Source organism: Pseudomonas sp. 2hn (assembly GCF_019646095.1).
GTDB classification, from domain to species: Bacteria; Pseudomonadota; Gammaproteobacteria; order Pseudomonadales; family Pseudomonadaceae; genus Aquipseudomonas; species Aquipseudomonas peradeniyensis.
In genome coordinates this window covers 4,421,200-4,446,765 of the sequence record NZ_CP081016.1, presented here as the reverse complement: position 1 = coordinate 4,446,765, position 25,566 = coordinate 4,421,200, and the positions used below count along the sequence as shown (strand labels likewise).

The following is a 25,566-nucleotide window of genomic DNA, read 5'->3' as shown; positions in this document are numbered from 1 at the left end:
TGGTTTTTGCTTTTCTCGGCTGGCGTTGCCGGCGCGGCCACTTCGAGGTCGCGCCAGTCGGACGACGGTTGCCTTGTTCGGACCGCTTGTCCAATAATCGCGTAACTGAGAATTGATGGCAGTTGCCAATGCATCCTGAAGCGATTCACGCGACCAACATCCTCGCCATCGAGGACGATCCCGTGCTGGGCGCCTACCTGCATGACGAGTTGCAGCGCGGCGGCTTCCAGGTGACCTGGTGCCGCAATGGCCTCGAAGGCCTGGAGGCGGCGGGCCGGCAGGTGTTCGACCTGGTGCTGATGGATATCCTGCTGCCCGGCCTCAATGGTCTGGACGCCCTGGCCAGTCTGCGTCGGCGCAGCGCCACGCCGGTGATCCTGATGTCGGCGTTGGGCGCCGAGGCCGACCGCATCAGCGGCTTCGAACGCGGCGCGGACGACTACCTGCCCAAGCCGTTCAGCTTTGCCGAGCTGCGCGTGCGCATCGAGGCGATCCTGCGCCGGGTGGCCTTCGAGCGACGCGCTCGGGCGCCGCGTGAGGTGGAAACCGGGCAGTTGCATTTCGACGAGCAGGCCACCGATGTCAGCCTCGCCGGAGCCTGTGCCGGTCTGACCCCCAGCGAATACCGTCTGCTCGACACCCTGCACCGCAGCCAGGACGAGGTGCTGAGCAAGCCCTTCCTTTACCAGCAGGTACTGCAGCGCGGCTACTCGCGGCATGACCGCAGCCTGGACATGCACGTCAGCCAGATCCGCCGCAAGCTCAAGGCCATCGGCTACCACGAGCGACAAGTGCGTACCGTGTGGGGCAAAGGCTATGTGTTCGGCGCGGGCGAGGCCGACTGAACCGTGCTTGACCGTCACTCGCTGTTCTGGAAACTGACCGTCCTGCTGGTGGGCTTCTGCCTGCTGATGATTGGCCTGAGCTACAGCTGGGGCCGGCACATGGAAACCCAGGATGCTTTCCTCTCCGAGCCGGCACGGCAAGTGTTGCGCGGCTATGCGGCCGAAGCCGAGCAGGCCTGGCGCAGCGGCGACCGTGAGGGCGTGGACGCCTGGCTGGCCACCATGCGCGAGCGCGAGCGGGGCTGGGTGGGCGTGCTCGATGGCGATCTGCAGCCGCTGGGCAGCGCCGACCTGACTGCTGGCCAGGCCCAGCGCCTGACCCGCCTGCGTGGCGTCGACTGGCCCATGAGCCGGCGCACCATCGGCCAGCCCTGGTTGCGCCTGCCGTTCCCCGGCGCCCCGGAGCAGGGCATGCTGGTGATCGAACTGCCGGAGCGCTTCAACCCCGGCCAGTACCGGTTGTTCTGGCGCGTCGTCACCAACGGCATCATCCCCGGGCTGTTCACCTTGCTGCTATGCGTCGGCCTGTACCGCATGTTGATCGTGCCGCTCAACCAGTTGCGCGAGCAGGCCAATGCCTGGCGCGCCGACCAGCTGGCGGCGCGCCTGGATTCGCGTACCACCCGGCGCAAGGACGAACTGGGCGAGCTGGCCCGCGCCTTCGACCAGATGGCCGAGCGCCTGCAGGGTACCGTGGCCCTGCAGCAGCAGTTGCTGCGCGACCTGTCCCACGAGATGCGAACGCCGCTCAGCCGCCTGCGCGTTGCCTGCGATGGCGAGACCGACCTGCAGCGCCTGCGCGAACGCCTGCACCGCGAGGTGGATGGCATGCAGCAGCTGGTCGAGGACACCTTGCAACTGGCCTGGCAGGACGCCGAGCGCGCGCCGGTGAACCTCGAGCCGATCCAGGTGGCGGCGCTGTGGGACCTGCTCAGCGAGAACGCCTGCTACGAAAGTGGCTGGGCACCGCGACGGCTGCGTTGCGAGCTGTCGGCCGACTGCTGGGTGCAGGGCAGCCTCAACGACCTGGCCCAGGCATTGGAGAACATGCTGCGCAACGCCATTCGTCATTCACCCGAGGCGGGCCTGGTGCGCCTGAGCGGTTGGCGAGAGGGCGGGTATTGGCGTATCGACCTGGAGGACGAGGGCGGTGGCGTGGCCGAGGATGACCTTGAGCGGATCTTCGCGCCGTTTTCCCGGCTGGAGGGTTCGCGGCCTGGGGACGGTGGTTTCGGTTTGGGCTTGAGCATTGCCCGCAATGCCATTCGCCGCCAGGGTGGGAGCGTGTGGGCGGTCAATGGCGAGCATGGCCTGCGCTTGTGCATGCGCCTGGCTGCGGGGGAGTCGAGCCCATCGGGGGAAAAAAACACTCTCACAAAGGCTCCGCACACCCCGTAGGAAATTTGCGTTGCCGCGCTGTGAACTGTCCCCCTGTGGGAGCGGGTTTACCCGCGAACACCGGCGGAGCCGGTGCCATACACCGCGCTGGATTCTTCGCGGGTAAACCCGCTCCCACAGGGTCAAGCTAAATCAATGAGTTACGGTTTGTTCCATGAGGGCGGGCTTGCCCCGCGATCACCCGCAAAGCGGGTGCCAGGCCTCCGCGCTTATAGCCACCCGTTATAACATCCAGCAATTGCGTGATATGGCCACGCTGGGTTTGCCGGTATGATAGTCGCCCCTGCCGTCCGGATTGCGAAAACGCCCATGACCCTGCAGTACCCAACCATCGCCGATTGCATCGGCCATACGCCACTGGTTCGCCTGCAGCGCATCGCCGGGGACACCAGCAACACCTTGCTGCTCAAGCTCGAAGGCAACAATCCGGCAGGTTCGGTCAAGGACCGGCCGGCGCTGTCGATGATCACCCGCGCCGAGCTGCGTGGCCAGATCAAGCCCGGCGACACCCTCATCGAAGCCACCTCCGGCAACACCGGCATCGCCCTGGCCATGGCCGCGGCGATCAAGGGCTACAAGATGATCCTGATCATGCCGGACAACTCCACCGCCGAGCGCAAGGCGGCGATGACCGCCTACGGCGCCGAGCTGATCCTGGTGACCAAGGAAGAGGGCATGGAGGGCGCGCGCGACCTCGCCGAGAAGATGCAGGCCGAAGGCCGCGGCCTGGTCCTTGACCAGTTCGCCAACGGCGACAACCCGATCGCCCATTACAACAGCACCGGCCCGGAAATCTGGCAGCAGACCCAGGGCACCATCACCCATTTCGTCAGCTCCATGGGCACCACCGGCACCATCATGGGCTGCTCGCAGTACCTCAAGGAGCAGAACCCGGCGGTGCAGATCGTCGGCCTGCAGCCGATGGAAGGCTCGGCCATCCCCGGCATCCGCCGCTGGCCCCACGAATACCTGCCGAAGATCTTCGACGCCACTCGGGTCGATCGCGTGGTCGACATGTCCCAGCAGGAGGCCGAGGAAACCACCCGTCGCCTGGCCCGCGAAGAGGGCATTTTCTGTGGCGTATCCTCCGGCGGTGCGGTGGCGGCGATGCTGCGCCTGTCCCGTGAAGTCGAGAACGCGGTGATGGTCGCCATCATCTGCGACCGCGGCGACCGTTATCTCTCCACCGGCCTGTTCGATCCGACCTGATGTCCAGAAAGAAAAGCAACACCGGCCTGCGTTTTCAGCCGGCCGGCGGCAACCGTGCCGCACAGGTGCCCGTGGGCAAGAAGCAGCGTCTGTCGATCGAGCGCGTGGCCGGTGACGGTCGCGGCATCGCCTTCATCGAAGGACGTACCTGGTTCGTCAGCGGCGCGTTGGCCGGCGAGGACGTCGAGGCGCGGGTGCTCGCTGCCCGTGGCAAGGTGGTCGAGGCGCGCCTGGAGCGCGTGTTCCAGGCCAGCCCCGAGCGCCGCGAAGCACCTTGCCGGCACTACGCCCGCTGCGGTGGCTGCAACCTCCAGCACCTGCCCCATGACGGCCAGCTGGCACTCAAGCAGCGCCTGCTCGCCGAGCAGCTGCAGCGGGTGGCTGGCGTGCAGCCCGAGGAGTGGGCTGTTCCCCTGAGCGGACCGGAATTCGGCTACCGCCGTCGGGCGCGGGTCGCGGTACGCTGGGACACCAAGGCGCGCCAACTGGACGTGGGGTTCCGCGCCGAGGCCAGCCAGGACATCGTCGGCATCGACGAGTGCGCGGTGCTGGTACAACCCTTGCAGTCGATCATGCGCCACCTGCCGACCGTGTTGCGCAGCCTGGGCAAGCCGCAGGCGCTGGGGCACGTGGAGCTGTTCAGCGGCAACGCCGAGGCGGTGCTGGTGCGGCATGTGGCGCCATTACCCAGTGAAGACCTGGCGCGGCTCGAGGCGTTCTGCCGCGAGGCCGGCGCCCAGCTGTGGCTGCAGGGCGAGGGCGAGCCGGCGCCGGTGGATGCCGCAGCGCAACTGGGCTTCGCCCTGGAACCCTGGGGCCTGGAACTGGCCTGGCGGCCGGGTGATTTCGTCCAGGTCAACGCCCAGGTCAACACATTGATGATCCAGCAGGCCTTGGCCTGGCTGGCGCCCGAGGCGCACGAGCGGGTCCTGGACCTGTTCTGTGGCCTGGGCAACTTCGCCTTGCCCCTGGCTCGCCAGGCGCGCGAGGTGGTGGCGGTGGAGGGCGTGCAGGCCATGGTCGAGCGCGCCGCGGCCAACGCCGACGGCAATAATGTGCATAACGCTCGGTTTTTTCAGGCCGATTTATCGCAGCCTTTGGCAGGCGCCGGATGGGTCGCCGAGGGCTTTTCTGCGGTACTCTTGGATCCACCGCGCGACGGGGCTTTCGAGGTGGTGCAAGGCATCGCCCGACTGGGCGCGAAGCGGTTGGTCTACGTATCGTGCAACCCGGCCACGCTGGCGCGAGATACGCAAGTGCTGGTCGGGCAGGGGTACCGGTTAAAAAGGGCCGGGATTCTCGACATGTTTCCTCAGACGGCGCATGTCGAGGCCATGGCGTTATTCGAAGCGGGCTAGCCGGGCTGGCCCTCTTGGTGCGCCCTTCAGGGAGTGAGGGACGCACAGGTGATAGCCAGTGCACCCGCGTGGTGCGCTGTATGGAAAGGTAGAACATAGATGGTACAGGTGAGAGTGCACCAGCCGGTCAACAACGACGGCAGTATCAATCTCGAAGCATGGCTCGATCATGTGGTGAGCGTCGATTCGCAGCTCGATCGCCCGGGGCTGAAAGAGGCCTGCGAGTTCGCCCATGAAGTCGAGAAGAAAGGCAATCCGGCCAAGCATTCCTGGGCCGACGGCACGTCCAGTTTCCAGGCGGGGCTGGAGATCGCCGAGATCCTCGCCGACCTCAAGCTCGACCAGGATTCGCTGGTGGCGGCGGTCATCTACCGTTCGGTGCGCGAAGGCAAGGTGACCCTGGCCGAGGTCGGCCAGCGTTTCGGCCCGGTGGTGTCCAAGCTGATCGACGGCGTGCTGCGCATGGCGGCCATCAGTGCCAGCCTCAGCCCGCGCCAGTCGCTGGTGCTCGGTTCCCAGGCGCAGGTCGAGAACCTGCGCAAGATGCTGGTGGCCATGGTCGACGACGTGCGCGTGGCGCTGATCAAGCTCGCCGAACGTACCTGCGCCATCCGAGCGGTCAAGGCCGCCGATGACGAGAAGCGCCTGCGCGTGGCCCGCGAGGTGTTCGACATCTATGCGCCGCTGGCGCACCGGCTGGGCATCGGCCATATCAAGTGGGAACTCGAGGACCTGTCGTTCCGCTACCTCGAGCCCGACCAGTACAAGCAGATCGCCAAGCTGCTGCACGAGCGCCGGCTGGACCGCGAGCGCTTCATCAGCGACGTGATGAACCAGCTGCAGAACGAGCTGCTGGCCACCGGTGTCAACGCCGACATCAGCGGCCGGGCGAAACACATCTATTCGATCTGGCGCAAGATGCAGCGCAAGGGCCTGGAATTCAGCCAGATCTACGATGTGCGCGCGGTGCGCGTGCTGGTGCCGGAAGTGCGCGACTGCTACACCGCGCTGGGCATCGTGCACACCCTGTGGCGGCACATTCCGAAGGAGTTCGACGACTACATCGCCAACCCCAAGGAAAACGGCTACCGCTCCCTGCATACCGCGGTGATCGGCCCCGAGGGCAAGGTGCTGGAGGTGCAGATCCGCACCCACGCCATGCACGAGGAAGCCGAGCTGGGCGTGTGCGCGCACTGGCGCTACAAGGGCACCGACGTCAAGCCCAGCTCCAACCACTACGAAGAGAAGATCTCCTGGCTGCGCCAGGTGCTGGAGTGGCACGAGGAACTGGGCGACATCGGCGGCCTGGCTGAGCAGCTGCGCGTCGATATCGAGCCGGACCGAGTCTATGTGTTCACCCCCGACGGCCACGCCATCGACCTGCCCAAGGGCGCCACGCCGCTGGACTTCGCCTATCGGGTGCACACCGAGATCGGCCACAACTGCCGTGGCGCCAAGATCAACGGCCGTATCGTGCCGCTGAACTACAGCCTGCAGACCGGCGAGCAGGTGGAGATCATCACCAGCAAGCACGGCAACCCGAGCCGCGACTGGCTGAACTCCAACCTGGGCTATGTGACCACCTCGCGGGCCCGGGCCAAGATCGTCCACTGGTTCAAGTTGCAGGCCCGCGACCAGAACGTGGCCGCCGGCAAGACCCTGATCGAGCGCGAACTGAGCCGCCTGGGCCTGCCCCAGGTGGACTTCGAACGCCTGGCGGAAAAGGCCAACGTCAAGACCGCCGAGGACATGTTCGCCGCCCTTGGCGCCGGCGACCTGCGCCTGGCGCACATGGTCAACGCCGCCCAGCAGCTGCTCGAACCCGAGCGCCTGGAGCCGGTCGAGCTGATCCCGCGCCAGGCCCGGGGCATCCGCGCGGGCAAGCGCAGCGACATCCAGATCCAGGGCGTCGGCAACCTGCTCACGCAGATGGCCGGGTGCTGCCAGCCGCTGCCGGGCGATGCCATCGTCGGCTACATCACCCAGGGCCGTGGCGTGAGCATTCACCGCCAGGATTGCGCCTCGGTGCTGCAGCTGGCGGGCAAGGAGCCGGAGCGCATGATCCAGGTCAGCTGGGGACCGATCCCGGTGCAGACCTACCCGGTCGACATCGTCATCCGTGCCTACGACCGCCCGGGGCTGCTGCGCGACGTGTCGCAGGTGCTGCTCAACGAGAAGATCAACGTGCTGGCGGTCAACACCCGCTCGAACAAGGAAGACAACACCGCGCTGATGTCGCTGACCATCGAGATCCCGGGCCTCGACGCCCTCGGGCGCTTGCTGGGGCGGATCTCGCAGTTGCCCAACATCATCGAGACGCGGCGTAATCGTACCCCTTGATACCGCCATCACGGGGCAAGCCCATTCCCACCGTGGGAGCGGCGGTGCGCCGATGCGACTTGCCCCGCGATGAGGCCGGTAAGGACAACCCATGACCTACACCCTTGAAGACCTGCTGCACCTCATGGCCCGCCTGCGCGACCCGCAATATGGCTGCCCCTGGGACCTCAAGCAGGACTACGCCAGCATTGTCCCGCACACAATCGAGGAAGCCTACGAAGTCGCCGACACCATCGAGCGCGGCGACTTCGAGCACCTGCAGGGCGAACTGGGTGATTTGCTGTTCCAGGTGGTCTACTACAGCCAGCTGGCCCGCGAAGAAGGGCGCTTCGAGTTCGACGGCGTGGTCGATTCGATCACACGCAAGCTGATCCGTCGCCACCCCCATGTATTCCCCACCGGCGAGCTGTACGCGCCGCTGGACACACCCAAGCTCGACGAGGCCCAGGTCAAGTCGCGTTGGGAGGAGATCAAGGCCGAGGAGCGTGCCGAAAAGAGCGAGCCCGAGCAGTTGTCGCTGCTCGACGACGTGCCCGCGGCCTTGCCCGCCCTGTCCCGCGCCGCCAAACTGCAGAAGCGCGCTGCCACGGTCGGCTTCGACTGGCCCGAGGCGTTGCCGGTGCTGGACAAGGTCCGCGAGGAGCTCGACGAAGTGCTGCAGGCCATGGCCGACGGCGACAGCGACGCGCTGGAGGACGAACTGGGCGACCTGCTGTTCGCCACCGTCAACCTGGCCCGGCACCTCAAGCACGACCCGGAAAACGCGTTGCGCCGCGCCAACCGCAAGTTCGAGCGGCGCTTCCGATTCATCGAACAGGCATTGCGCGAGCAGGGCCTGAACATCCAAGATCGTACCCTCGACGAGCTGGACGCCCTCTGGGGCGAGGCCAAGCGTCAGGAAAAGAACCTGCCCAGCTGCGGCTGAGCCGATGCATAAGTGAGTGAACACCCATGAGCCTTTCCCTTCGCGACCAATTGCTCAAAGCCGGCCTGGTCAACCAGAAACAGGTCTCGCAGACCAACAAAGCCCAGAAGAAACAGAAACGCCTGGAACACAAGGGTCAGGTGGAGGTGGACGACAGCCAGCAACGCCTGGCCAAGGAAGCCATGGCCGAGAAGGCCAGGAAGGACCAGGAGTTAAATCGCCAGGTCCAAGAGAAGGCCGAGCAGAAGGCCCGTGCCGCGCAGATCAAGCAACTGATCGAGGCGACCCGCCTGCCCAAGCTGACCACCGAGGACTACTACAACTTCGTCGATGACAAGAAGGTCAAGCGCATCGCCGTCAACGCCCTGATGCGCAGCAAGCTGAGCAATGGCGCGCTGGCCATCGTCGCCCACGGCGGCGGCTACGAGGTGATCCCGCGCGAGGCGGCGGTGAAGATCCAAGAGCGCGACCCCAACCGTATCCTGCTGCTCAATACCCATGTCGAGGAGGCGGACGAGGACGATCCGTACGCGGCCTACAAGATCCCTGACGATCTCATGTGGTAAGCACGAAAAACCCCGCCTTGGCGGGGTTTTTTGTTGCAGGGCCGGGTCACTGCGCCGGGCGTTGGCGCTCGAGGTACTCCAGCTCCATGCGGTATTGCTGAGCCTGTTGCTCGTCATGGAACATGCCGACCAGCTGGCCTTGTTGATGCACGTCCCAGATCCGCAGGCCAGCGGCCTGGCCTTCGTGGGACATTTTCGATTCGTCGCGTTCGGTTACCTGGACTGTCATCGTCAAACTCCACTGCTTGGTTGGCTGCGGCACTCTGTCGCAGGACTCCTTTATAGAATTTGTTAGCAGGCTAAGTAAATAAAACAGCGATGAAACAAGTTTCATGTAGGAGCGGCCTTGTGCCGCGAAAGGGCTGCGCAGCAGCCCCGGCAATTTTGCATGATGCCAAGATCCTGGGGCCGCTGCGCAGCCCTTTCGCGGCACGAGGCCGCTCCTACAGGAGAGAGCGGTGTGCAGCAAAAAAGAAGCCCCGCACAAGGCGGGGCTTCGGGCATTGCAGGCAGCGGTATCAGTTACCCTTGACCGCCTTGCCATCGACCGTGCCATCCTGCAGCACGATCACGTACTCCTTGCCATCGGTCTCGACCTGGCGCAGTTGCACCAGCAGGTAGTCCCAGTCCTTGGCGAACCACAGCTCGGTGATGCGCTTGCTCTGGCTCGGGTCGCGAACGCGCTCGACCTTGATCGCGTCGACCTGGCCGGTCTTGGTGGTCACTTTTTCGGTGCCCAGCACGCGGAAGTCGTAGGTGTCGATCTCGTCACCGTCGACCACCTGGTAGGTCATGCTCTTCTTGCCGGCGGCCACGTCATGCTGCAGGGCCAGCTGGTAGGACGATTTGTCCAGCACGCCGCGGTTGAGCGGCAGGTTGATGGCGTCGCCACGGTCGCTGCCGGTGATCTTCTTGCCGGCCCAGTCGAAGTTAAGGTCGACCTTCTTCGCCTTGCCCAGGCCGCCGCGCTCGAAGTGATACTGCTGCGGCAGCAGGGTGTCGTTCTCGAACTTGAGGGTGCTTTGCTCGGTCAGGCTGGCGATCATCATCGAAGCCTTGAAGTTCAAGCTCCAGGTACCGTTGGCGTTCTTTTCCAGGCTGCGCGCGGCGGTGCCGCTCATCGGCAGCTGTTTCCAGTCGGCGGTGTAGCTGGCCGCGAAAGGCTTCAGATCAGCTGCCTGGAGGGGCAGGGCGAGCACGGCGAGAGCCAAGAGCAGGGCGCGACGCATAAATTCTCCTAGGATCGAATCAAGTGACCGCTGGCCGCCAGCGGCTGGCCATCCAGTAATGCACCCTGTTCGCCCAGACGCAAGCGTCCTTCGGCGAACCAGCGCACCGCCAGCGGGTAGATCTGGTGTTCCTGCAGGTGCACGCGCTGGGCGAGCGTCTGCGCGGTGTCGTCCGTTGCCACGGGCACCACAGCCTGTACGACCAGAGGCCCGCCATCGAGTTCCTCGGTGACGAAGTGCACGCTGCAGCCGTGCTCGGCGTCGCCCGCTTCCAGCGCGCGCTGGTGCGTGTGCAGGCCTTTGTACTTCGGCAACAGTGACGGATGGATGTTCAGCAGGCGGCCCTGGTAGTGGCGCACGAAATCGCCACTGAGGATACGCATGAAACCGGCCAGCACCACCAGGTCGGGCTGGAAGCCGTCGATCAGCGCCATCAGCGCCGCGTCGAAGGCTTCGCGACCGTCAAACCCGGTGTGGGACAACACGGCGGTTTCGATGCCGGCGGCCTTGGCGCGCTCGAGGCCGTAGGCATCGGCACGGTTCGAGATGACCGCGCGGATGCGTGCCGGGCTGTCGCTGGCGCTGTTGCTGTCGATCAGTGCCTGCAGGTTGCTGCCGGAGCCCGACAGCAACACGACTACATTGCAGGGCATCAGTGTGCCTTGAGGTTCTGCAGCTCGACCTGGGCGGCGCCTTCGGCGGCCACGTCGATACGGCCGATCACCCACGGTTGCTCGCCTTCGGCGCGCAGCACGTTCAGGGCGTTGTCGACCTGGTCCTGGGCCACGCAGATGACCATGCCCACGCCGCAGTTCAGCACGCGGTGCATTTCATGCTCGTCGACGTTGCCTTTTTCCTGCAGGAAGTCGAATACCGCCGGACGCTGCCAGCTGGCCACGTCGACCACGGCCTGGGCGCCTTTTGGCAGTACGCGCGGGATGTTGTCCAGCAGGCCGCCGCCGGTGATGTGGGCCATGGCTTTGACCGCGCCGGTCTGCTTGATCAGCTGCAGCAGCGGTTTGACGTAGATGCGGGTCGGCGCCATCAGCAGGTCGGCCAGCGGCTTGCCGTCGAGCTGGGTGTTGTCGATGTCGGTGCCGGAAACCTCGAGGATCTTGCGGATCAGCGAGTAGCCGTTGGAGTGCGGACCGGAGGACGGCAGGGCGATCAGGGCGTCGCCGGTGACCACTTTCGAGCCGTCGATGATCTCGGCCTTTTCCACCACGCCGACGCAGAAACCGGCCAGGTCGTAGTCTTCACCCTCGTACATGCCTGGCATCTCGGCGGTTTCACCACCGACCAGCGAGCAGCCGGCCAGTTCGCAACCGGCGCCGATGCCGGTGACCACGGTGGCGGCCACGTCGACATTGAGCTTGCCGGTGGCGTAGTAGTCGAGGAAGAACAGCGGCTCGGCGCCGCACACCACCAGGTCGTTGACGCACATGGCGACCAGGTCCTGGCCGATGCTGTCGTGCTTGTTCAGGTTCAGCGCCAGGCGCAGCTTGGTGCCGACGCCGTCGGTGCCGGAGACCAGCACCGGCTGCTTGTAGCCGGCCGGGATCTCGCAGAGGGCGCCGAAGCCGCCCAGGCCACCCATGACTTCAGGACGTGCGGTGCGCTTGGCGACGCCCTTGATGCGTTCGACCAGTGCTTCGCCGGCGTCGATGTCTACACCGGCGTCTTTGTAGCTCAGGGAGGGTTGCTTGCTCATTGATCCAGGCCTTTAGGAGGGAGGGATTCAGAAAAACGACCGGGACGGCCAAGGCCGGTTTCAGAAACGGCGGCTGCCTGTACGTCACTGGTCTGCGAAGGCGCGCGATTTTATCAGGGTTGCCCCAAGGCGGCCATCCTCAGGCCGACGGGCAGGCGGGAAATCTGGGCAAAAAACCGTGTTTCACCCCGTGCGACTGGTTGCCGCGCCGGTGCCTGTATAAGGTATAGGCATGGCGACCCACGCAACGGGCTGGCAACGCGGAGCATTTTCCATGGTTGCGCGGTCACAGCCGACAGGCAAGGGCGTGTCGCCCCAAGGTCATCTGGACAGGAATCCTCAATGCGTCTTCTCAATTTCCTCGCGGGTGCCTGCCTGGCTGTGGCCGGCAGCGTCGCCCAGGCCGAAACCGTCTCTGGCTTGTATCAGGTGCGCGAACCGGTCGAAGGGCAGGGCGGCGAAGCCCGCGCCCAGGCCACCGGCAAGGCCCTGGATACCTTGGTGTTGCGCCTGACCGGCGATCCCAAGGCGGCGCAGAACCCGGCATTGGCCGCCCTGCGCAAGGACCCGCAGCAGATCATCAACCAGGTCGGCACCGAGGCCGGGCCGCCGGAGTCGGTGCTGGTCGAGTTCGACCCCGGCAGCACCGAGCGCGCCCTGCGCCAGGCTGGCCTGGCGCTGTGGGGCAGCAATCGGCCGTCGATCCTTGGCTGGTGGCTGAACGACAGCGTCGAGGGCAGCAGCCTGGTCGGCGATGGCCAGACCGTCGCCGAACCCCTGCGCCGGGCCGCCCAGCACCGTGGCCTGCCCCTGCGCCTGCCGTTGGCCGACCTGCAGGAGCAACTGGTGGCCAATGCCAAGCTGCTCGAAGGCAACGACCCGGCGCCGCTGCGCGAGGCCTCCGAGCGCTATGGCGCCGATGCGCTGCTGGCGGTGCACGCCCACGAGGCCGACGGCAAGTGGCAGGGCAAGTGGCAGCTGTGGCTGGGCGATCAGCGTGAGCAGGGCAGCGCCGAGGGCGCCGACCAGGCAGCCCTGGCCGATGCCGTGCTGCTGGCGGTGAGCAACCGCCTGGCGCCGCGCTACGTCACCCGCCCCGGCGCCAGCAGCGACCTGCAGGTGCAGGTCCAGGGCATGAACCTGGCGCGCTACGCCGAGCTGAGCCGGGTGCTCGAGCCTTATGGCGCGCGCCTGCAGATGGCCGATGGCGGTACCCTGACCTATCGCGTCAGCGGCAATCGCGAGCAGCTGCGCGCGCAGTTGAGCCTGGCCAAGCTCCAGGAGCTGCCCGCCGAGCCTGTGCCCGCCACGCCTGCGCCGAGCACGCAGGATCCGGCCGGCGCGACGCCACCGGCCACCGCCGCCAAGCCGTTCGACGGCCTGCGTTTTCGCTGGTAAGGAATACTTGAATGATTGATATGCGTCGTTGGATCTGGCTGGGCGCGGCTTTTGTGATCGCCGTGCTGCTGTACTTCCTGCACAACATCCTCTCGCCGTTCCTGGTGGGCATCCTGTTGGCCTACCTGGCAGACCCGCTGGTGGATCGCCTGGAGCGGCTCGGCCTGTCGCGCACCTGGGGCGTGGTGGTGGTGTTCAGCCTGTTCACCTTGATCTTCCTGGCCCTGCTGCTGGTGCTGGTGCCGATGCTGGCCAAGCAACTGTTGCGCCTGTACGAGCTGGCGCCGCAGATGCTCGATTGGTTGCAGCATGTGGCGCTGCCCTGGGTGCAGAGCCGCCTGGGCCTGGCCGATGGTTTCTGGAAGTTCGACAAGATCAAGGCCGCCATCGGCGAGCACATGGGCCAGACCACCGACATCGTCGGTGTGCTGCTGTCCCAGGCCACCGCTTCGAGCCTGGCGCTGATCGGCTGGCTGGCCAACCTGGTGCTGATCCCGGTGGTGGGCTTCTATCTGCTGCGCGACTGGGACCTGATGATGGCCAAGCTGCGCAGCCTGCTGCCGCGCCAGCGCGAGCCGCAGGTGGTGGGGCTGGCCGGCGAGTGCCACGAGGTGCTGGGGGCCTTCGTGCGCGGGCAGCTGCTGGTGATGCTGGCACTGGGCGTCATCTATTCCACCGGCTTGATGCTGGTGGGGCTGGAACTGGGCCTGCTGATCGGCATGCTCGCGGGGCTGGCGGCGATCGTGCCGTACATGGGCTTCATCATCGGCATCGGCGCGGCGCTGGTCGCCGGGTTGTTCCAGTTCGGCGGTGAGCTTTACCCGATGCTGGGCATCGTCGCGGTGTTCATGGTTGGGCAGGCGCTCGAAGGCATGGTGCTGACACCGCTGCTGGTGGGCGACCGCATCGGCCTGCACCCGGTGGCGGTGATCTTCGCGATCCTGGCCGGCGGCGAGCTGTTCGGCTTTACCGGGGTGTTGCTGGCGTTGCCGGTGGCGGCGGTGATCATGGTGCTGCTGCGGCATGTTCATGACCTGTACAAGGAATCGGACATGTATGCCGGGGAGATCGACCCGGAGCTTTGACCGATCGCGGGGCAAGCCCGCTCCCACGCCGACCTGTGAGGGGTATCTGCGTAAGAGCGGGCTTGCCCCGCGATGCTTGTAAAGTAGTGCAACTGATTGATTTTACTTGCGCTATTCCCCTCGCCGATTGTGCCGTCCGCGCTGCGGGTATAGACTTTGCACACTGTTCATCAAAGGCCCCCTGTGGTCCCCGCGACCGCCCGCGAGCATGAAACCGATCCAGTTGCCCCTGGGTGTGCGTCTGCGCGACGACGCCACCTTCATCAACTACTACCCCGGCGCCAATGCTGCGGCACTGGGCTATGTCGAGCGGCTGTGCGAAGCCGACGCTGGCTGGACCGAAAGCCTCATCTACCTGTGGGGCAAGCAGGGCGTGGGCCGCACCCACCTGTTGCAGGCCGCCACCCAGCGTTTCCAGCAGTTGGGTCAACCCGCCGTCTACCTGCCCCTGGCGCAACTGCTCGATCGCGGCGTCGAACTGCTCGACCACCTCGAACAGTACGAACTGGTGTGCATCGACGACCTGCACGTGATTGCCGGCAAGGCGGACTGGGAAGAGGCGATGTTCCACCTGTTCAACCGCCTGCGCGACAGCGGCCGGCGCTTGCTGCTGGCGGCGTCCAGCTCGCCACGGGAACTGCCGATCAAGCTCGCCGACCTGAAATCGCGGCTGACCCTGGCACTGATCTTCCAGATGCGCGGCATGTCCGACGAGGACAAGCTGCGCGCCTTGCAACTGCGAGCCTCGCGCCGCGGCCTGCACCTGACCGACGAGGTCGGCCACTTCATCCTCACCCGCGGCACGCGCAGCATGAGCGCGCTGTTCGACCTGCTCGAGCGCCTCGACCAGGCTTCCCTGCAGGCCCAGCGCAAGCTGACCATCCCGTTCCTCAAGGAAACCCTCGGCTGGTAACCCTGAGAGCACGGTGCCAGAGCGTCAAAACAGAAAAGTCACATCTTTTTCGATAAAATTTGCAAATGGGTCCGATAGAAGGCATAGTTTCCCCCTTCTAAAGGACTACAGACACGGTCGTGCCCATGCTGAAGCGCTTCGCACCCCTCGTGCCACTTGCACTTGTCACTCTTCTTTACGGCTGCGCCTCCACCGGCCCGGTCGAACCTTCGCAGGACCACCGCGTGGCCACCGAGCAATCGGTCAAGGCCAAGGCTTCCGCCTCTTCCGTATTCACCGAGGAAGAGCTGGCCAGCGAAGACGACCTCGACGCCTTCTCCAGCAACGGCAAGCCGTACCAGCTGCCCGTGCTGGCCGACAGCATTCTCGAGCGCGGCATGGCCCTGATCGGTACCCGCTACCGCTTCGGCGGTACCTCCGAGAAGTCCGGCTTCGACTGCAGCGGTTTCATCGGCTACCTGTTCCGCGAAGAAGCGGGCATGAACCTGCCACGCTCGACCCGCGAGATGATCAACGTCGACGCGCCAAAGGTCGCCCGCAACAAGCTCAAGCCCGGCGACCTGCTGTTCTTCAGCACCAACGGCCGTGGCCGCGTGAGCCATGCCGGTATCTACCTGGGTGACAACCAGTTCATCCACTCCAGCAGCCGCCGCAGCGGTGGCGTGCGCATCGACAGCCTGGGCGATCGCTACTGGAGCAAGACCTTCATCGAGGCCAAACGCGCGCTCGCCATGGCGCCGACCACGATCTCGCGCAATTGATTTGATATCAAAATGCTGTAACCTCGCACGGCGGCGTAGCTGAAAAGCTCGCCGCCGTGCGCATTTACAGAAAGCGTCTAATCTAAATTCTCAACTATTTTTACCTTCGGCCGTGGCCGTCGGGATTTCGACAGGACGTTCGCATCATGGCGATGTTGGCGCGCTTCGCATTCCTTTCCCTGGTGGCCCTGCTTGCGGCCTGCTCCAGCCGTGCGCCCGCACCGGCACCGGTACCCAAGTCGCCGATGGTGTTCAATCAAGCGCCTTCCTCGCCTGCGGCTGACGATGTGCTGTTCCGCGCCATCGGCCTGGTGGGCACACCGTATCGCTGGGGTGGCAACACACCGGATGCCGGATTCGATTGCAGCGGCCTGATCGGCTATGTCTACCGTGATGCGGCGGGTATCAGTCTGCCACGCTCGACCCGGGAGATGATCGTCATGCGCGCGCCAAATGTGGATATCAATTCGCTGCAGTCGGGCGACCTGGTGTTCTTCGCCACCAGCGGTGGGTCGCAGGTCAGCCATGCCGGCATCTACGTCGGTGAAGGGCGCTTCGTGCATGCGCCGTCGACGGGCGGCACCGTGCGCCTGGACTACCTGTCCAACAGCTACTGGGCCAAGGCCTACCTCCAGGCCAAACGGGTGTTGCCGCCGGGGCATCTGGCGCAGAATCCCTGATACCTACCGGCGCGGGCAGGGTATGAGCTTGGTCCAGTATTGCCCGGTTGGCATCAGGCCTGTTTGAGCAGAAGCGCCACCCCGGGATAGTACTGCCCCAGTTCGTTGTGCAGCTTGCGGTAGGCATACGGGAAGTACCAGGCAATCGCACAGGCGGTGTGTTTCTGCAGGTCGTCCACCAGGTCCTGCAGTTCCTCGGGACTGGCGTGCTGGCCGGCCTTCCACGGGGTGACGAAGAGCGCCCCGGCCTTGAGCTGGCTGCCATAGGCGATCGGCTTGGCCAGGGTGGCGGTTTCCTGCAGGGCCGCTGTCAGGTCGAGGCGGGCGATACGCGGCCAGCGCTGGCCGGCGTGCAGGTACAGCGATTCCTCGGCGCTGCTGATCGACAGGTCGCAGCGCCCATCGCGCTCGCCCTCGTCGCGCTGCTTCTTGCTCATGTGCCGTTCCAGCGCCACCAGCTCACCCTGCCAGGCGGCAGCGGCGAGCAGGCCGACGTTGGTGGCCGTGCCGTGCCAGTAGGGGGCCTCGTTGTCGCCCTGCAGCTGGTTGAAGCGGTCGATGCAGTCGACCCAGCGTTCGAGGGCCGGGCGCAGGAACTCCAGGCGCGTGTTGTTGATGATCAGGCCTTGCATGCTGCGCTCTCCTTGTCATTGTGATCGAGGTCAGCCGAAAATAGTGGCTATGTGATATCACTGCTTTCAGTGTGGCACAAGCTGGCGGATCGGCCATTGATCCAGGCCAGATCGGCCCTCGTTCGATTGACGCTCCCGATTCAACCCTCTAACCTTCGCGGCGTGTTTCAGGTGCCCTGCGAGCCGCGGTTCGGCAGGGTGAAACTGGGAAGCCGGTGGGCGCCAGCAGGCGCGAGTCCGGCGCTGCCCCCGCAACGGTAGATGAGTAGACGGTTACGCAAGGCCACTGGATGTCCATGTCCGGGAAGGCGCGTGGCCAGGGCCTGCGCCCGCTCATGAGCCCGGAGACCGGCCTGTCACTGCCAAACGGCATCACGGAGGGTGATGCGCGGTGCGATGTGGCTGTTGCCATGCCCCTGCGCGCTCCTCGTCTGCCTGCCTTTTATCTGTCGCCGCCGCCGCGACAGCCTGCGGAGACCCCTGATGAGCGAATCCATCGAACGCGACGAACGTCACCTGGCGCGCATGCAGCGCAAGAAGGCGATCATCGACGAGCGCATCGCCAATTCCCCCAACGAATGCGGGCTGCTGCTGGTGCTGACCGGCAATGGCAAGGGCAAGAGCAGCTCGGCCTTCGGCATGCTCGCCCGCGCCCTGGGCCATGGCATGCAGTGCGGCGTGGTGCAGTTCATCAAGGGCCGCAACAGCACCGGCGAGGAGCTGTTCTTCCGGCGTTTCCCCGAGCAGGTGCGCTATCACGTGATGGGCGAGGGCTTTACCTGGGAAACCCAGGACCGCCAGCGTGACATCGCCGCCGCCGAGGCCGCCTGGGCGGTCTCGCGGCAGTTGCTGCAGGATCCGTCTATCCAGTTCGTCGTGCTCGATGAGCTGAACATCGCCCTCAAGCACGGTTACCTGGACCTGGATCAGGTGCTTTCCGATATCCAGGCCCGCCCGCCGATGCAGCATGTGATCGTCACCGGTCGCGCCGCCAAGCCGGAAATGATCGAATTGGCCGACACCGTCACCGAGATGGGCATGCTCAAGCACGCCTTCCAGGCCGGTATCCGCGCGCAGAAGGGCGTCGAACTGTGAGTGAGTCGCGCCACTGTCCCGCCGTGCTGATCGCCGCCCCGGCCTCGGGCCAGGGCAAGACCACGGTCACCGCCGCCCTGGCCCGTTTGCACCGCAACCTCGGGCGCAAGGTGCGGGTGTTCAAGTGCGGGCCTGACTTTCTCGACCCGATGATCCTCGAGCGTGCCAGCGGCGCGCCGGTCTACCAGCTCGACCTGTGGATGATCGGCGCCGACGAGAGCCGCCGCTTGCTCTGGGAGGCGGCGGGTGAGGCCGACCTGATCCTGATCGAGGGCGTGATGGGCCTGTTCGACGGCACCCCGTCGAGCGCCGACCTGGCGCGCCACTTCGGCGTCCCGGTGCTGGCAGTGATCGACGGCACGGCCATGGCCCAGACCTTCGGCGCCCTGGCCCTGGGCCTGGCGCGCTACCAGCCCGACCTGCCGTTCGCCGGGGTGCTGGCCAACCGGGTCGGCAGCCTGCGCCATGCGCAACTGCTTGAAGGCAGCCTGACCGAAGGCCTGCGTTGGTACGGCGGGTTGTCCCGCGAGCGCGGCATCGAGCTGCCCAGTCGTCACCTTGGCCTGGTCCAGGCCAGCGAGTTGAATGACCTGGATGCACGCCTGGATGCCGCCGCCGAAGCACTGGGCGACAGCTGCGATGCCGCGTTGCCGCCTCCGGTCCGTTTTGCCGGGCCTGAGCCGGTGAGTATGACCTCGTCGCTAGCTGGGGTGCGTATCGGCGTGGCCCGTGACGAAGCCTTCGCCTTTACCTACGGCGCCAACCTCGAGCTGCTGCGTGGCCTCGGCGCGCAGTTGGAATTCTTCTCGCCGTTGCATGATCGCGAGCTGCCCGTGGTGGACAGCCTCTACCTGCCCGGCGGCTACCCCGAGCTGCATCACCAGACGCTGGCCGCCAACGCACCGATGCTGGAAGCGATCCGCGCTCATCATGCCGCCGGCAAGCCATTGCTGGCCGAGTGCGGCGGCATGCTCTACCTGCTCGATGCACTGACCGACGTGGCAGGCGAGCGCGCCGCGCTGCTGGGCCTGCTGCCGGGTGAGGCGACCATGCAGAAGCGCCTGGCGGCCCTGGCCCTGCAGGCGGTCGAGCTGCCCGAAGGCACCCTGCGTGGCCACACCTACCACCATTCGCTGACCAGCACCGAGCTGGCGCCGATCGCCCGCGGCCTGAGCCCCAACGGTGGGCGGGGCAACGAGGCGGTCTATCGCCTGGGGCGCCTGACCGCCTCCTACGTGCACTTCTATTTCCCCTCCAACCCCGACGCGGCGGCGGCGCTGCTGCGACCATGAGCCGACACGCCTACAGCGAAGCCGAGCGCCAGGCCATCTACCGGGCCATTGGCGAACGCCGCGACATGCGCCATTTCGCCGGGGGCGAGGTGGCCCCCGAGTTGCTCGGGCGCCTGCTCGCCGCCGCCCATCAGGCGCCCAGCGTGGGCCTGATGCAGCCGTGGCGGTTCATCCGTATCAGCCAGCGTGCCTTGCGCGAGCGGATCCAGGCGCTGGTGGAGCAGGAGCGGGTGCGCACCGCCGAGGCCCTGGGCGAGCGCTCCGATGAATTCATGAAGCTCAAGGTCGAAGGCATCAACGACTGCGCCGAAGTGCTGGTGGCCGCGTTGATGGACAAGCGCGAGGCGCATGTCTTTGGCCGCCGCACCCTGCCCGAGATGGACCTGGCCTCGCTGGCCTGCGCCATCCAGAACCTGTGGCTGGCGGCACGCGCCGAAGGGCTGGGCATGGGCTGGGTGTCGCTGTTCGACCCCGAGGCCCTGGCCGAGCTGCTGGGCATGCCCGTAGGCGCCAAGCCCATGGCGGTGCTGTGCCTGGGGCCGGTGACCGAGTTCTATCCGGCGCCGATGCTGGTACTGGAAGACTGGGCCGAGCAACGGCCCTTGAGCGAGATGCTGTACGAGAACCATTGGGGAGAGCGCCCATGAGCGTGGCCTTGCTGACCGTGGCGGGCGTGGCCCTGGATGCGCTGCTGGGCGAGCCGCGCCGGCGTCATCCACTGGTGGGCTTCGGCAACTTCGCCTCGCGCCTTGAACAACGGTTCAACGCCGGTGGGCGCGGCTGGCGCAGCCATGGCGTTACCGCGTGGTTCCTGGCGGTGGTGCCGCTGACCCTGCTGGCGCTGATCCTGTCCTGGCTGCCGTACATCGGCTGGCTGGTGGATGTGCTGGCGCTGTACTGCGCCCTGGGCCTGCGCAGCCTGGGCGAGCATGTGCTGCCGGTGGCCCAGGCATTGCGCCAGGGGGACCTGGCCGAGGCGCGGCGGCGCGTCGGTTATCTGGTCAGTCGCGAGACCCGCGAGCTGGACGAGCCCGCCGTGGCCCGGGCGGCCACCGAGTCGGTGCTGGAAAACGGCAGCGACGCGGTGTTCGCCGCGCTGTTCTGGTTCGTCGTGGCCGGTGCGCCGGGGGTGGTGCTGTACCGCCTGAGCAATACCCTGGATGCCATGTGGGGCTATCGCAACGAGCGCTTCGAACGCTTCGGCTGGTGCGCGGCGCGCATCGACGATGGGCTGAACTATATTCCCGCCAGGCTGGTGGCGCTGACCTATGCGCTGCTGGGCAAGACCCGCCTGGCCCTGGCCTGCTGGCGCAACCAGGCGCCGCTGTGGGACAGCCCCAACGCCGGCCCGGTGATGGCGGCGGGGGCTGGCGCTTTAGGCGTGGAACTGGGCGGCCCGGCGGTGTATCACGGCGAGTTGCACGAACGGCCGCGCCTGGGTGAAGGGCCGATGGCCGACGCCGAGGCCATCGAGCGCGGCTGGAGCCTGGTGCAGCGCGGCGTGTGGCTGTGGGTGCTGTTGATCTGCGTGGGAGCCTATCTGAATGCTTGAACACGGTGGCCGCCTGCTGCGGGCGGTGAAACAGTACGCCATCCCACGGGAGCAGTGGCTCGACCTGTCCAGCGGTATCGCGCCATGGCCTTACCCGATACCGTCGATTCCGCTGGAGGCTTGGGCCCGCTTGCCGGAGACCGAGGACGGCCTGGAGACGGCGGCGCGGCAGTACTATGGCGCGCAGCCGTTGCTGGCGGTGGCCGGTTCCCAGGCAGCGATCCAGGCCTTGCCGTACCTACGCCCGAGCGGGCGGGTCGGGGTACTCTCGCCTTGCTATGCCGAGCACCCGCATGCCTGGGCACGGGCAGGGCACACGCTGGTCGAGCTGGACGAGAGCAAGGTCGAGGAGGTGCTCGACAGCCTCGACGTCCTGGTGCTGGTCAACCCCAACAACCCCACTGGCCACCGGGTAACCCGCCAACGCCTGCTGGCCTGGCATAGGCGTCTGGCCGAGCGCGGTGGCTGGCTGCTGGTGGACGAAGCCTTCATGGACACCGCGCCCGAACACAGCGTGGTCGAGCAGGCCGGGCAACCGGGCTTGATCGTATTGCGCTCGTTCGGCAAGTTCTTTGGCCTGGCCGGTGTGCGGTTGGGCTTTGTCGTCGCCCAGGCCGATGTGCTGCGGCGCCTGGCCGAGGCACTCGGGCCCTGGACCGTCAGCGGCCCGACCCGTGTGCTGGGGCAGGCCTGTTTCGCCGACGACGCGGCGCATAAGGCGCAGATTGCCCGTTGCGCCCAGGCCAGCCAGCGCCTGGCTTCGTTGCTCGACGACGCAGGCCTGCCACCCAGCGGCGGCTGCGATTTGTTCCAGTACGTGCGTGATGAGCGCGCCGCGCACCTGCATGACTTTCTCGCCCGCCGCGGCATCCTGGTGCGCCTGTTCGAGCAGCCGCCCGCGCTGCGTTTCGGCCTGCCCGCCACGGCCGCCGACGAACTACGCCTGGCCCAGGCCCTGGCGGACTACCAGAAGGAATCGGCATGACCACCCTCATGGTGCAAGGCACCACCTCCGATGCCGGCAAGAGCACGCTGGTTACCGCCCTGTGCCGCTGGCTGCTGCGCCAGGGCATCGCCGTGGTGCCGTTCAAGCCGCAGAACATGGCGCTCAACAGCGCCGTGACCGCCGACGGCGGCGAGATCGGCCGCGCCCAGGCGGTGCAGGCCCAGGCCTGCCGGCTGGCGCCGCACACCGACATGAACCCGGTGCTGCTCAAGCCCAACAGCGACACCGGCGCCCAGGTGATCGTCCATGGCCGCGCGGTGACCAGTATGAACGCCGTCGCCTACCACGACTACAAGTCCATCGCCATGCAGGCGGTGCTGGCATCCCACGAGCGCCTGAGCGCAGCCTACCCGGTGGTGATGGTCGAAGGCGCCGGTTCCCCGGCGGAGATCAACCTGCGTGCCGGCGACATCGCCAACATGGGCTTCGCCGAGGCGGTCGACTGCCCGGTGATCCTGGTGGCCGATATCAACCGGGGCGGCGTGTTCGCGCACCTGGTCGGCACCCTGGAGCTGCTGTCGGCGAGCGAGCAGGCGCGGGTCAAGGGCTTTGTCATCAACCGTTTCCGTGGCGACATCGCCTTGCTGCAGCCGGGCCTGGACTGGCTGGAGCAGCGCACCGGCAAGCCGGTGCTGGGCGTGCTGCCCTATGTCACCGACCTGCACCTGGAGGCCGAGGACGGTATCGATACCCGCCAAGGGGCGAAGGGCGAGCGCGTGCTCAAGGTGATCGTCCCGGTGCTGCCGCGGATCAGCAATCACACCGACTTCGACCCGCTGCGCCTGCATCCGCAGGTGGACCTGCAGTTCATCGGCCCGGGCCAGCCGATCCCGCCCGCCGACCTGATCATCCTGCCAGGCTCCAAAAGCGTGCGAGGCGACCTGGCGCAACTGCGCGAGCGTGGCTGGGACGCCGCCATCGCCCGGCACCTGCGCTACGGCGGCAAGCTCATCGGCATCTGCGGCGGCCTGCAGATGCTCGGCGAGCAGGTGCATGACCCACTGGGCCTGGAAGGGCCCGCCGGTTCCAGCGCCGGTCTCGGCCTGCTGGCCTACAGCACCGTGCTGGAGGCCGAGAAGCAACTGCGCAACGTGGCAGGCCTGCTCGGTCTCGAGCAGGCACAGGTGTCGGGTTACGAGATCCATGCCGGGGTTACCCACGGCCCGGCGCTGGAGCGTCCGGCGGTGCAACTGGCCGATGGCCGCGCCGACGGGGCCATCAGCGCCGACGGGCAGATTCTCGCCACCTACCTGCATGGCCTGTTCGAGGGCACACAGTCGTGTGCCGCGCTGCTGCGCTGGGCGGGTCTGGCCGAGGTGCAGCCTGTCGACTACGAGGCCCTGCGCGAACACGATATCGAGCGCCTGGCCGACCTGGTCGAGCAGCACCTGGACACCGCGCGCCTGCGCCAACTGTGTGGAGTCGCCTGACATGCGCAACCTGATCCTCGGCGGCGCCCGTTCGGGCAAGAGCCGCCTGGCCGAGCAACTGGCCGAGGCCAGCGGCCTGCCGGTGACCTACATCGCCACCAGCCAGCCGCTGGATGGCGAGATGAATGAACGCGTGCGCCTGCACCGCGAGCGCCGTCCGGCCCATTGGGGGCTGGTGGAAGAGCCCGTGGCGCTGGCCAAGGTGCTGCGCGCCGAAGCCGCCGAAGGGCGCTGCCTGCTGGTGGACTGCCTGACCCTGTGGCTGACCAACCTGCTGATGCTCGAGGATGACCTGCGCCTGGCACAGGAGCGCGATGCGCTGCTCGATTGCCTGGAACAGCTGCCGGGCACCCTTGTCCTGGTCAGCAATGAAACCGGCCTGGGCGTGGTGCCCATGGGCGAACTGACCCGTCGCTACGTCGACCTGGCGGGCACGCTGCACCAGGCCGTGGCCGAACGCTGCCAGCGCGTGGTGCTGACCGTGGCCGGCCTCCCTCTCATGCTCAAAGGACCTGCCCTATGACCCAGATGTGGTGGCGTGACGCCTGCCAACCCCTCGACACCGCCGCCATGGACCAGGCCCGAGCCCGTCAGCAGCAGCTGACCAAACCCGCCGGTTCCCTCGGCCAGCTCGAAGGCCTGGCGATCCGTCTGGCCGGCCTGCAAGGGCGCGAACGTCCCGGCCTGGAGCGGGTCGCCATCACGATCTTCGCCGGTGACCATGGCGTGGTGGAGGAGGGCGTCTCTGCCTACCCGCAGGCGGTGACCGGGCAGATGCTGCGCAACTTCGTCGGCGGCGGCGCGGCGATCAGCGTGTTGGCGCGCCAGTTGGAGGCGGACCTTGAGGTGGTTGATCTCGGTACGATCGACCCGACGCTGCAACTCCCAGGTGTCCATCACCTGAATCTTGGGCCCGGCACCGCCAACTTCGCCCGTCAGCCGGCGATGACCGACGCACAACTGGCTGCGGCGCTGCAGGCCGGGCGCGACAGTGCCCTGCGCGCACTCGACAACGGCGCCCAGCTGTTCATCGGCGGCGAAATGGGCATCGGCAACACCACCGCCGCCGCCGCGCTGGCCAGTACCTTGCTGGGCTGCCCGGCGCGCGAACTGAGCGGCCCGGGCACCGGCCTGGACAGCGCCGGTGTGCGGCACAAGGCCGAAGTGATCGAGCGTGCCCTGGTGTTGCACGGTCTGCGCGCCGATCAGCCGCTGCAGGCGCTGGCCTGTGTCGGAGGCTTCGAGATCGCCGCGCTGGCCGGTGCCTACCTGGCGTGCGCGCAGCATGGCGTGGCGGTGCTGGTCGATGGCTTCATCTGTAGCGTCGCCGCCCTGGTGGCGGTCCGCCTCAATCCGCAGTGCCGCCCCTGGCTGCTGTTTGCCCACCAGGGCGCCGAGCCGGGGCACAAGGCCCTGCTGGCGGCCCTGGAGGCCGAGCCGCTGCTGGTCCTGGGGCTGCGCCTGGGCGAGGGCAGCGGCGCGGCGCTGGCGGTGCCGCTGATCCGCCTTGCCTGCGCGCTGCACGGGCAGATGGCGACCTTTGCCGAGGCGGCGGTGGCGGATCGCCCGGCATGATCCTCGAACTGTTGCGTCACGGCGAGACCGAACTGGGTGGCGGCCTGCGCGGTAGCCTCGACGACGCCCTGACCGAAACCGGCTGGGCGCAGATGCGCCAGGCCGTCGCCGACGCCGGCCCCTGGGACGTGCTGGTCAGTTCGCCGTTGCAGCGCTGTGCGGTGTTCGCCGATGAGCTGGGGGCGCGGCTGAACCTGCCGGTGCTGCGCGAGGCCGGTGTACGCGAGCTGCACTTCGGCGAGTGGGAAGGGCAGAGCGCCGCGCAGATCATGCAGGTCGACGCCGATGCCCTGGGGCAGTTCTGGAATGACCCGTATGCCTTCACCCCGCCGGGCGGCGAGCCGGTGCTGGCTTTTGCCGAACGGGTGCTGGCGGCGGTCGAGGGCATGCGCCGTGCATACGCAGGCAAGCGCGTGCTGATGGTCACCCATGGCGGGGTGATGCGTCTTCTCCTGGCGCGGGCACGTGGCTTGCCACGTGAGCAATTGCTTCAGGTCGAGGTCGGGCATGGCACGCTGGCTCGTCTGATGCTGGAGAACGACGGCCAGATACGCGAGGTGGGTTGA

General features: G+C 66.7%; 26 protein-coding genes and 1 riboswitch. Of the genes, 21 read left to right on the top strand and 5 right to left on the bottom strand.

Annotation, left to right across the window (positions count from 1 at the left end; genetic code table 11):
• Positions 1-128 precede the first annotated feature (128 nt).
• The 7 genes from K2O50_RS20120 (at position 129) to K2O50_RS20090 (ending at position 8,641) form a co-directional block, all read left to right on the top strand.
• Entirely contained in the window at positions 129-845 is a 717-nt protein-coding gene (locus K2O50_RS20120) for a response regulator transcription factor (RefSeq protein ID WP_050704530.1), read from the top strand.
• A gap of 3 nt (positions 846-848) precedes the next feature.
• The gene (locus tag K2O50_RS20115) at positions 849-2,243 is read left to right on the top strand and encodes a sensor histidine kinase (protein WP_050704531.1); all 1,395 of its coding nucleotides are present in this window, start codon (positions 849-851) and stop codon (positions 2,241-2,243) included.
• 309 nt (positions 2,244-2,552) lie between these two features.
• On the top strand, positions 2,553-3,452 hold the full coding sequence (gene cysM, locus K2O50_RS20110; RefSeq protein WP_050704532.1) for a cysteine synthase CysM: 900 nt from the start codon (positions 2,553-2,555) through the stop codon (positions 3,450-3,452).
• Positions 3,452-4,810 (top strand): 23S rRNA (uracil(1939)-C(5))-methyltransferase RlmD, encoded by a 1,359-nt coding sequence (rlmD, locus tag K2O50_RS20105; protein WP_050704533.1) that lies wholly within the window; start codon positions 3,452-3,454, stop codon positions 4,808-4,810. The genes cysM and rlmD overlap by 1 nt, the downstream gene beginning before the upstream one ends.
• 99 nt (positions 4,811-4,909) lie before the next feature.
• Positions 4,910-7,150 carry a GTP diphosphokinase gene (relA, locus tag K2O50_RS20100; RefSeq protein WP_050704534.1) on the top strand — a complete coding sequence of 747 codons (2,241 nt, stop codon included), beginning with the start codon at positions 4,910-4,912 and terminating at the stop codon, positions 7,148-7,150.
• Positions 7,151-7,241: 91 nt separating this feature from the next.
• The gene (gene mazG, locus K2O50_RS20095; protein WP_050704535.1) at positions 7,242-8,075 is read left to right on the top strand and encodes a nucleoside triphosphate pyrophosphohydrolase; all 834 of its coding nucleotides are present in this window, start codon (positions 7,242-7,244) and stop codon (positions 8,073-8,075) included.
• Between the two features lie 26 nt (positions 8,076-8,101).
• Positions 8,102-8,641, top strand: coding sequence for a DUF2058 domain-containing protein (locus tag K2O50_RS20090; protein WP_050704536.1), 540 nt, complete (start codon positions 8,102-8,104; stop codon positions 8,639-8,641).
• Between the two features lie 46 nt (positions 8,642-8,687).
• Here K2O50_RS20090 and K2O50_RS20085 read toward each other — a convergent pair whose 3' ends face one another.
• The 4 genes from K2O50_RS20085 to purM all read right to left on the bottom strand — a co-directional run bounded on the left by K2O50_RS20085 (position 8,688) and on the right by purM (position 11,581).
• A complete protein-coding gene (locus tag K2O50_RS20085) occupies positions 8,688-8,870 on the bottom strand; it encodes a hypothetical protein (RefSeq protein WP_050704537.1) in 183 nt (60 codons plus the stop codon).
• Between the two features lie 289 nt (positions 8,871-9,159).
• Positions 9,160-9,870 (bottom strand): DUF3108 domain-containing protein, encoded by a 711-nt coding sequence (locus tag K2O50_RS20080; protein ID WP_050704538.1) that lies wholly within the window; start codon positions 9,868-9,870, stop codon positions 9,160-9,162.
• 8 nt (positions 9,871-9,878) lie between these two features.
• On the bottom strand, positions 9,879-10,523 hold the full coding sequence (purN, locus tag K2O50_RS20075) for a phosphoribosylglycinamide formyltransferase (RefSeq protein WP_050704539.1): 645 nt from the start codon (positions 10,521-10,523) through the stop codon (positions 9,879-9,881).
• Positions 10,523-11,581: a phosphoribosylformylglycinamidine cyclo-ligase gene (gene purM / locus K2O50_RS20070; RefSeq protein WP_050704540.1), complete on the bottom strand. Its 1,059-nt coding sequence runs from the start codon at positions 11,579-11,581 to the stop codon at positions 10,523-10,525. The genes purN and purM overlap by 1 nt, the downstream gene beginning before the upstream one ends.
• 342 nt (positions 11,582-11,923) lie before the next feature.
• Here purM and K2O50_RS20065 point away from each other — a divergent pair, with 342 nt between their 5' ends.
• The 5 genes from K2O50_RS20065 (at position 11,924) to K2O50_RS20045 (ending at position 16,418) form a co-directional block, all read left to right on the top strand.
• Positions 11,924-12,979: a DUF2066 domain-containing protein gene (locus K2O50_RS20065; protein ID WP_050704541.1), complete on the top strand. Its 1,056-nt coding sequence runs from the start codon at positions 11,924-11,926 to the stop codon at positions 12,977-12,979.
• A gap of 11 nt (positions 12,980-12,990) precedes the next feature.
• Entirely contained in the window at positions 12,991-14,064 is a 1,074-nt protein-coding gene (locus K2O50_RS20060; protein ID WP_050704542.1) for an AI-2E family transporter, read from the top strand.
• Positions 14,065-14,272: 208 nt separating this feature from the next.
• Positions 14,273-14,977: a DnaA regulatory inactivator Hda gene (hda, locus tag K2O50_RS20055; RefSeq protein ID WP_050704543.1), complete on the top strand. Its 705-nt coding sequence runs from the start codon at positions 14,273-14,275 to the stop codon at positions 14,975-14,977.
• Positions 14,978-15,102: 125 nt separating this feature from the next.
• On the top strand, positions 15,103-15,738 hold the full coding sequence (locus tag K2O50_RS20050) for a C40 family peptidase (protein WP_050704544.1): 636 nt from the start codon (positions 15,103-15,105) through the stop codon (positions 15,736-15,738).
• Between the two features lie 146 nt (positions 15,739-15,884).
• Complete coding sequence (locus tag K2O50_RS20045; protein WP_050704545.1) at positions 15,885-16,418, top strand: C40 family peptidase; 534 nt, start codon at positions 15,885-15,887, stop codon at positions 16,416-16,418.
• A 53-nt stretch (positions 16,419-16,471) separates the two neighbouring features.
• Here the strand turns inward: K2O50_RS20045 and K2O50_RS20040 are convergent, their stop codons facing one another.
• A complete protein-coding gene (locus tag K2O50_RS20040) occupies positions 16,472-17,050 on the bottom strand; it encodes a hypothetical protein (RefSeq protein ID WP_050704546.1) in 579 nt (192 codons plus the stop codon).
• Positions 17,051-17,202: 152 nt separating this feature from the next.
• Positions 17,203-17,422: riboswitch (cobalamin riboswitch) on the top strand.
• Between the two features lie 111 nt (positions 17,423-17,533).
• Here K2O50_RS20040 and cobO point away from each other — a divergent pair.
• Genes cobO through cobC form a run of 9 tightly spaced genes read left to right on the top strand, consistent with a single transcriptional unit; the run spans position 17,534 to position 25,566 of the window.
• Positions 17,534-18,145: a cob(I)yrinic acid a,c-diamide adenosyltransferase gene (gene cobO / locus K2O50_RS20035; protein ID WP_028690903.1), complete on the top strand. Its 612-nt coding sequence runs from the start codon at positions 17,534-17,536 to the stop codon at positions 18,143-18,145.
• The gene (locus K2O50_RS20030; RefSeq protein ID WP_050704547.1) at positions 18,142-19,437 is read left to right on the top strand and encodes a cobyrinate a,c-diamide synthase; all 1,296 of its coding nucleotides are present in this window, start codon (positions 18,142-18,144) and stop codon (positions 19,435-19,437) included. Before cobO ends, K2O50_RS20030 begins: the two co-directional genes overlap by 4 nt.
• A complete protein-coding gene (gene bluB, locus K2O50_RS20025) occupies positions 19,434-20,084 on the top strand; it encodes a 5,6-dimethylbenzimidazole synthase (RefSeq protein ID WP_050704548.1) in 651 nt (216 codons plus the stop codon). The genes K2O50_RS20030 and bluB overlap by 4 nt, the downstream gene beginning before the upstream one ends.
• Positions 20,081-20,989 (top strand): adenosylcobinamide-phosphate synthase CbiB, encoded by a 909-nt coding sequence (gene cbiB, locus K2O50_RS20020; RefSeq protein WP_050704549.1) that lies wholly within the window; start codon positions 20,081-20,083, stop codon positions 20,987-20,989. Before bluB ends, cbiB begins: the two co-directional genes overlap by 4 nt.
• The gene (gene cobD / locus K2O50_RS20015; RefSeq protein ID WP_050704550.1) at positions 20,982-21,974 is read left to right on the top strand and encodes a threonine-phosphate decarboxylase CobD; all 993 of its coding nucleotides are present in this window, start codon (positions 20,982-20,984) and stop codon (positions 21,972-21,974) included. Before cbiB ends, cobD begins: the two co-directional genes overlap by 8 nt.
• Positions 21,971-23,425, top strand: a complete 1,455-nt coding sequence (locus K2O50_RS20010; protein WP_050704551.1) for a cobyric acid synthase — start codon at positions 21,971-21,973, stop codon at positions 23,423-23,425. The genes cobD and K2O50_RS20010 overlap by 4 nt, the downstream gene beginning before the upstream one ends.
• Before the next feature lies 1 nt (position 23,426).
• Positions 23,427-23,948: a bifunctional adenosylcobinamide kinase/adenosylcobinamide-phosphate guanylyltransferase gene (cobU, locus tag K2O50_RS20005; RefSeq protein WP_050704552.1), complete on the top strand. Its 522-nt coding sequence runs from the start codon at positions 23,427-23,429 to the stop codon at positions 23,946-23,948.
• On the top strand, positions 23,945-25,000 hold the full coding sequence (gene cobT / locus K2O50_RS20000; RefSeq protein WP_050704553.1) for a nicotinate-nucleotide--dimethylbenzimidazole phosphoribosyltransferase: 1,056 nt from the start codon (positions 23,945-23,947) through the stop codon (positions 24,998-25,000). The genes cobU and cobT overlap by 4 nt, the downstream gene beginning before the upstream one ends.
• Positions 24,997-25,566, top strand: coding sequence for an alpha-ribazole phosphatase family protein (gene cobC / locus K2O50_RS19995; protein ID WP_050704554.1), 570 nt, complete (start codon positions 24,997-24,999; stop codon positions 25,564-25,566). The genes cobT and cobC overlap by 4 nt, the downstream gene beginning before the upstream one ends.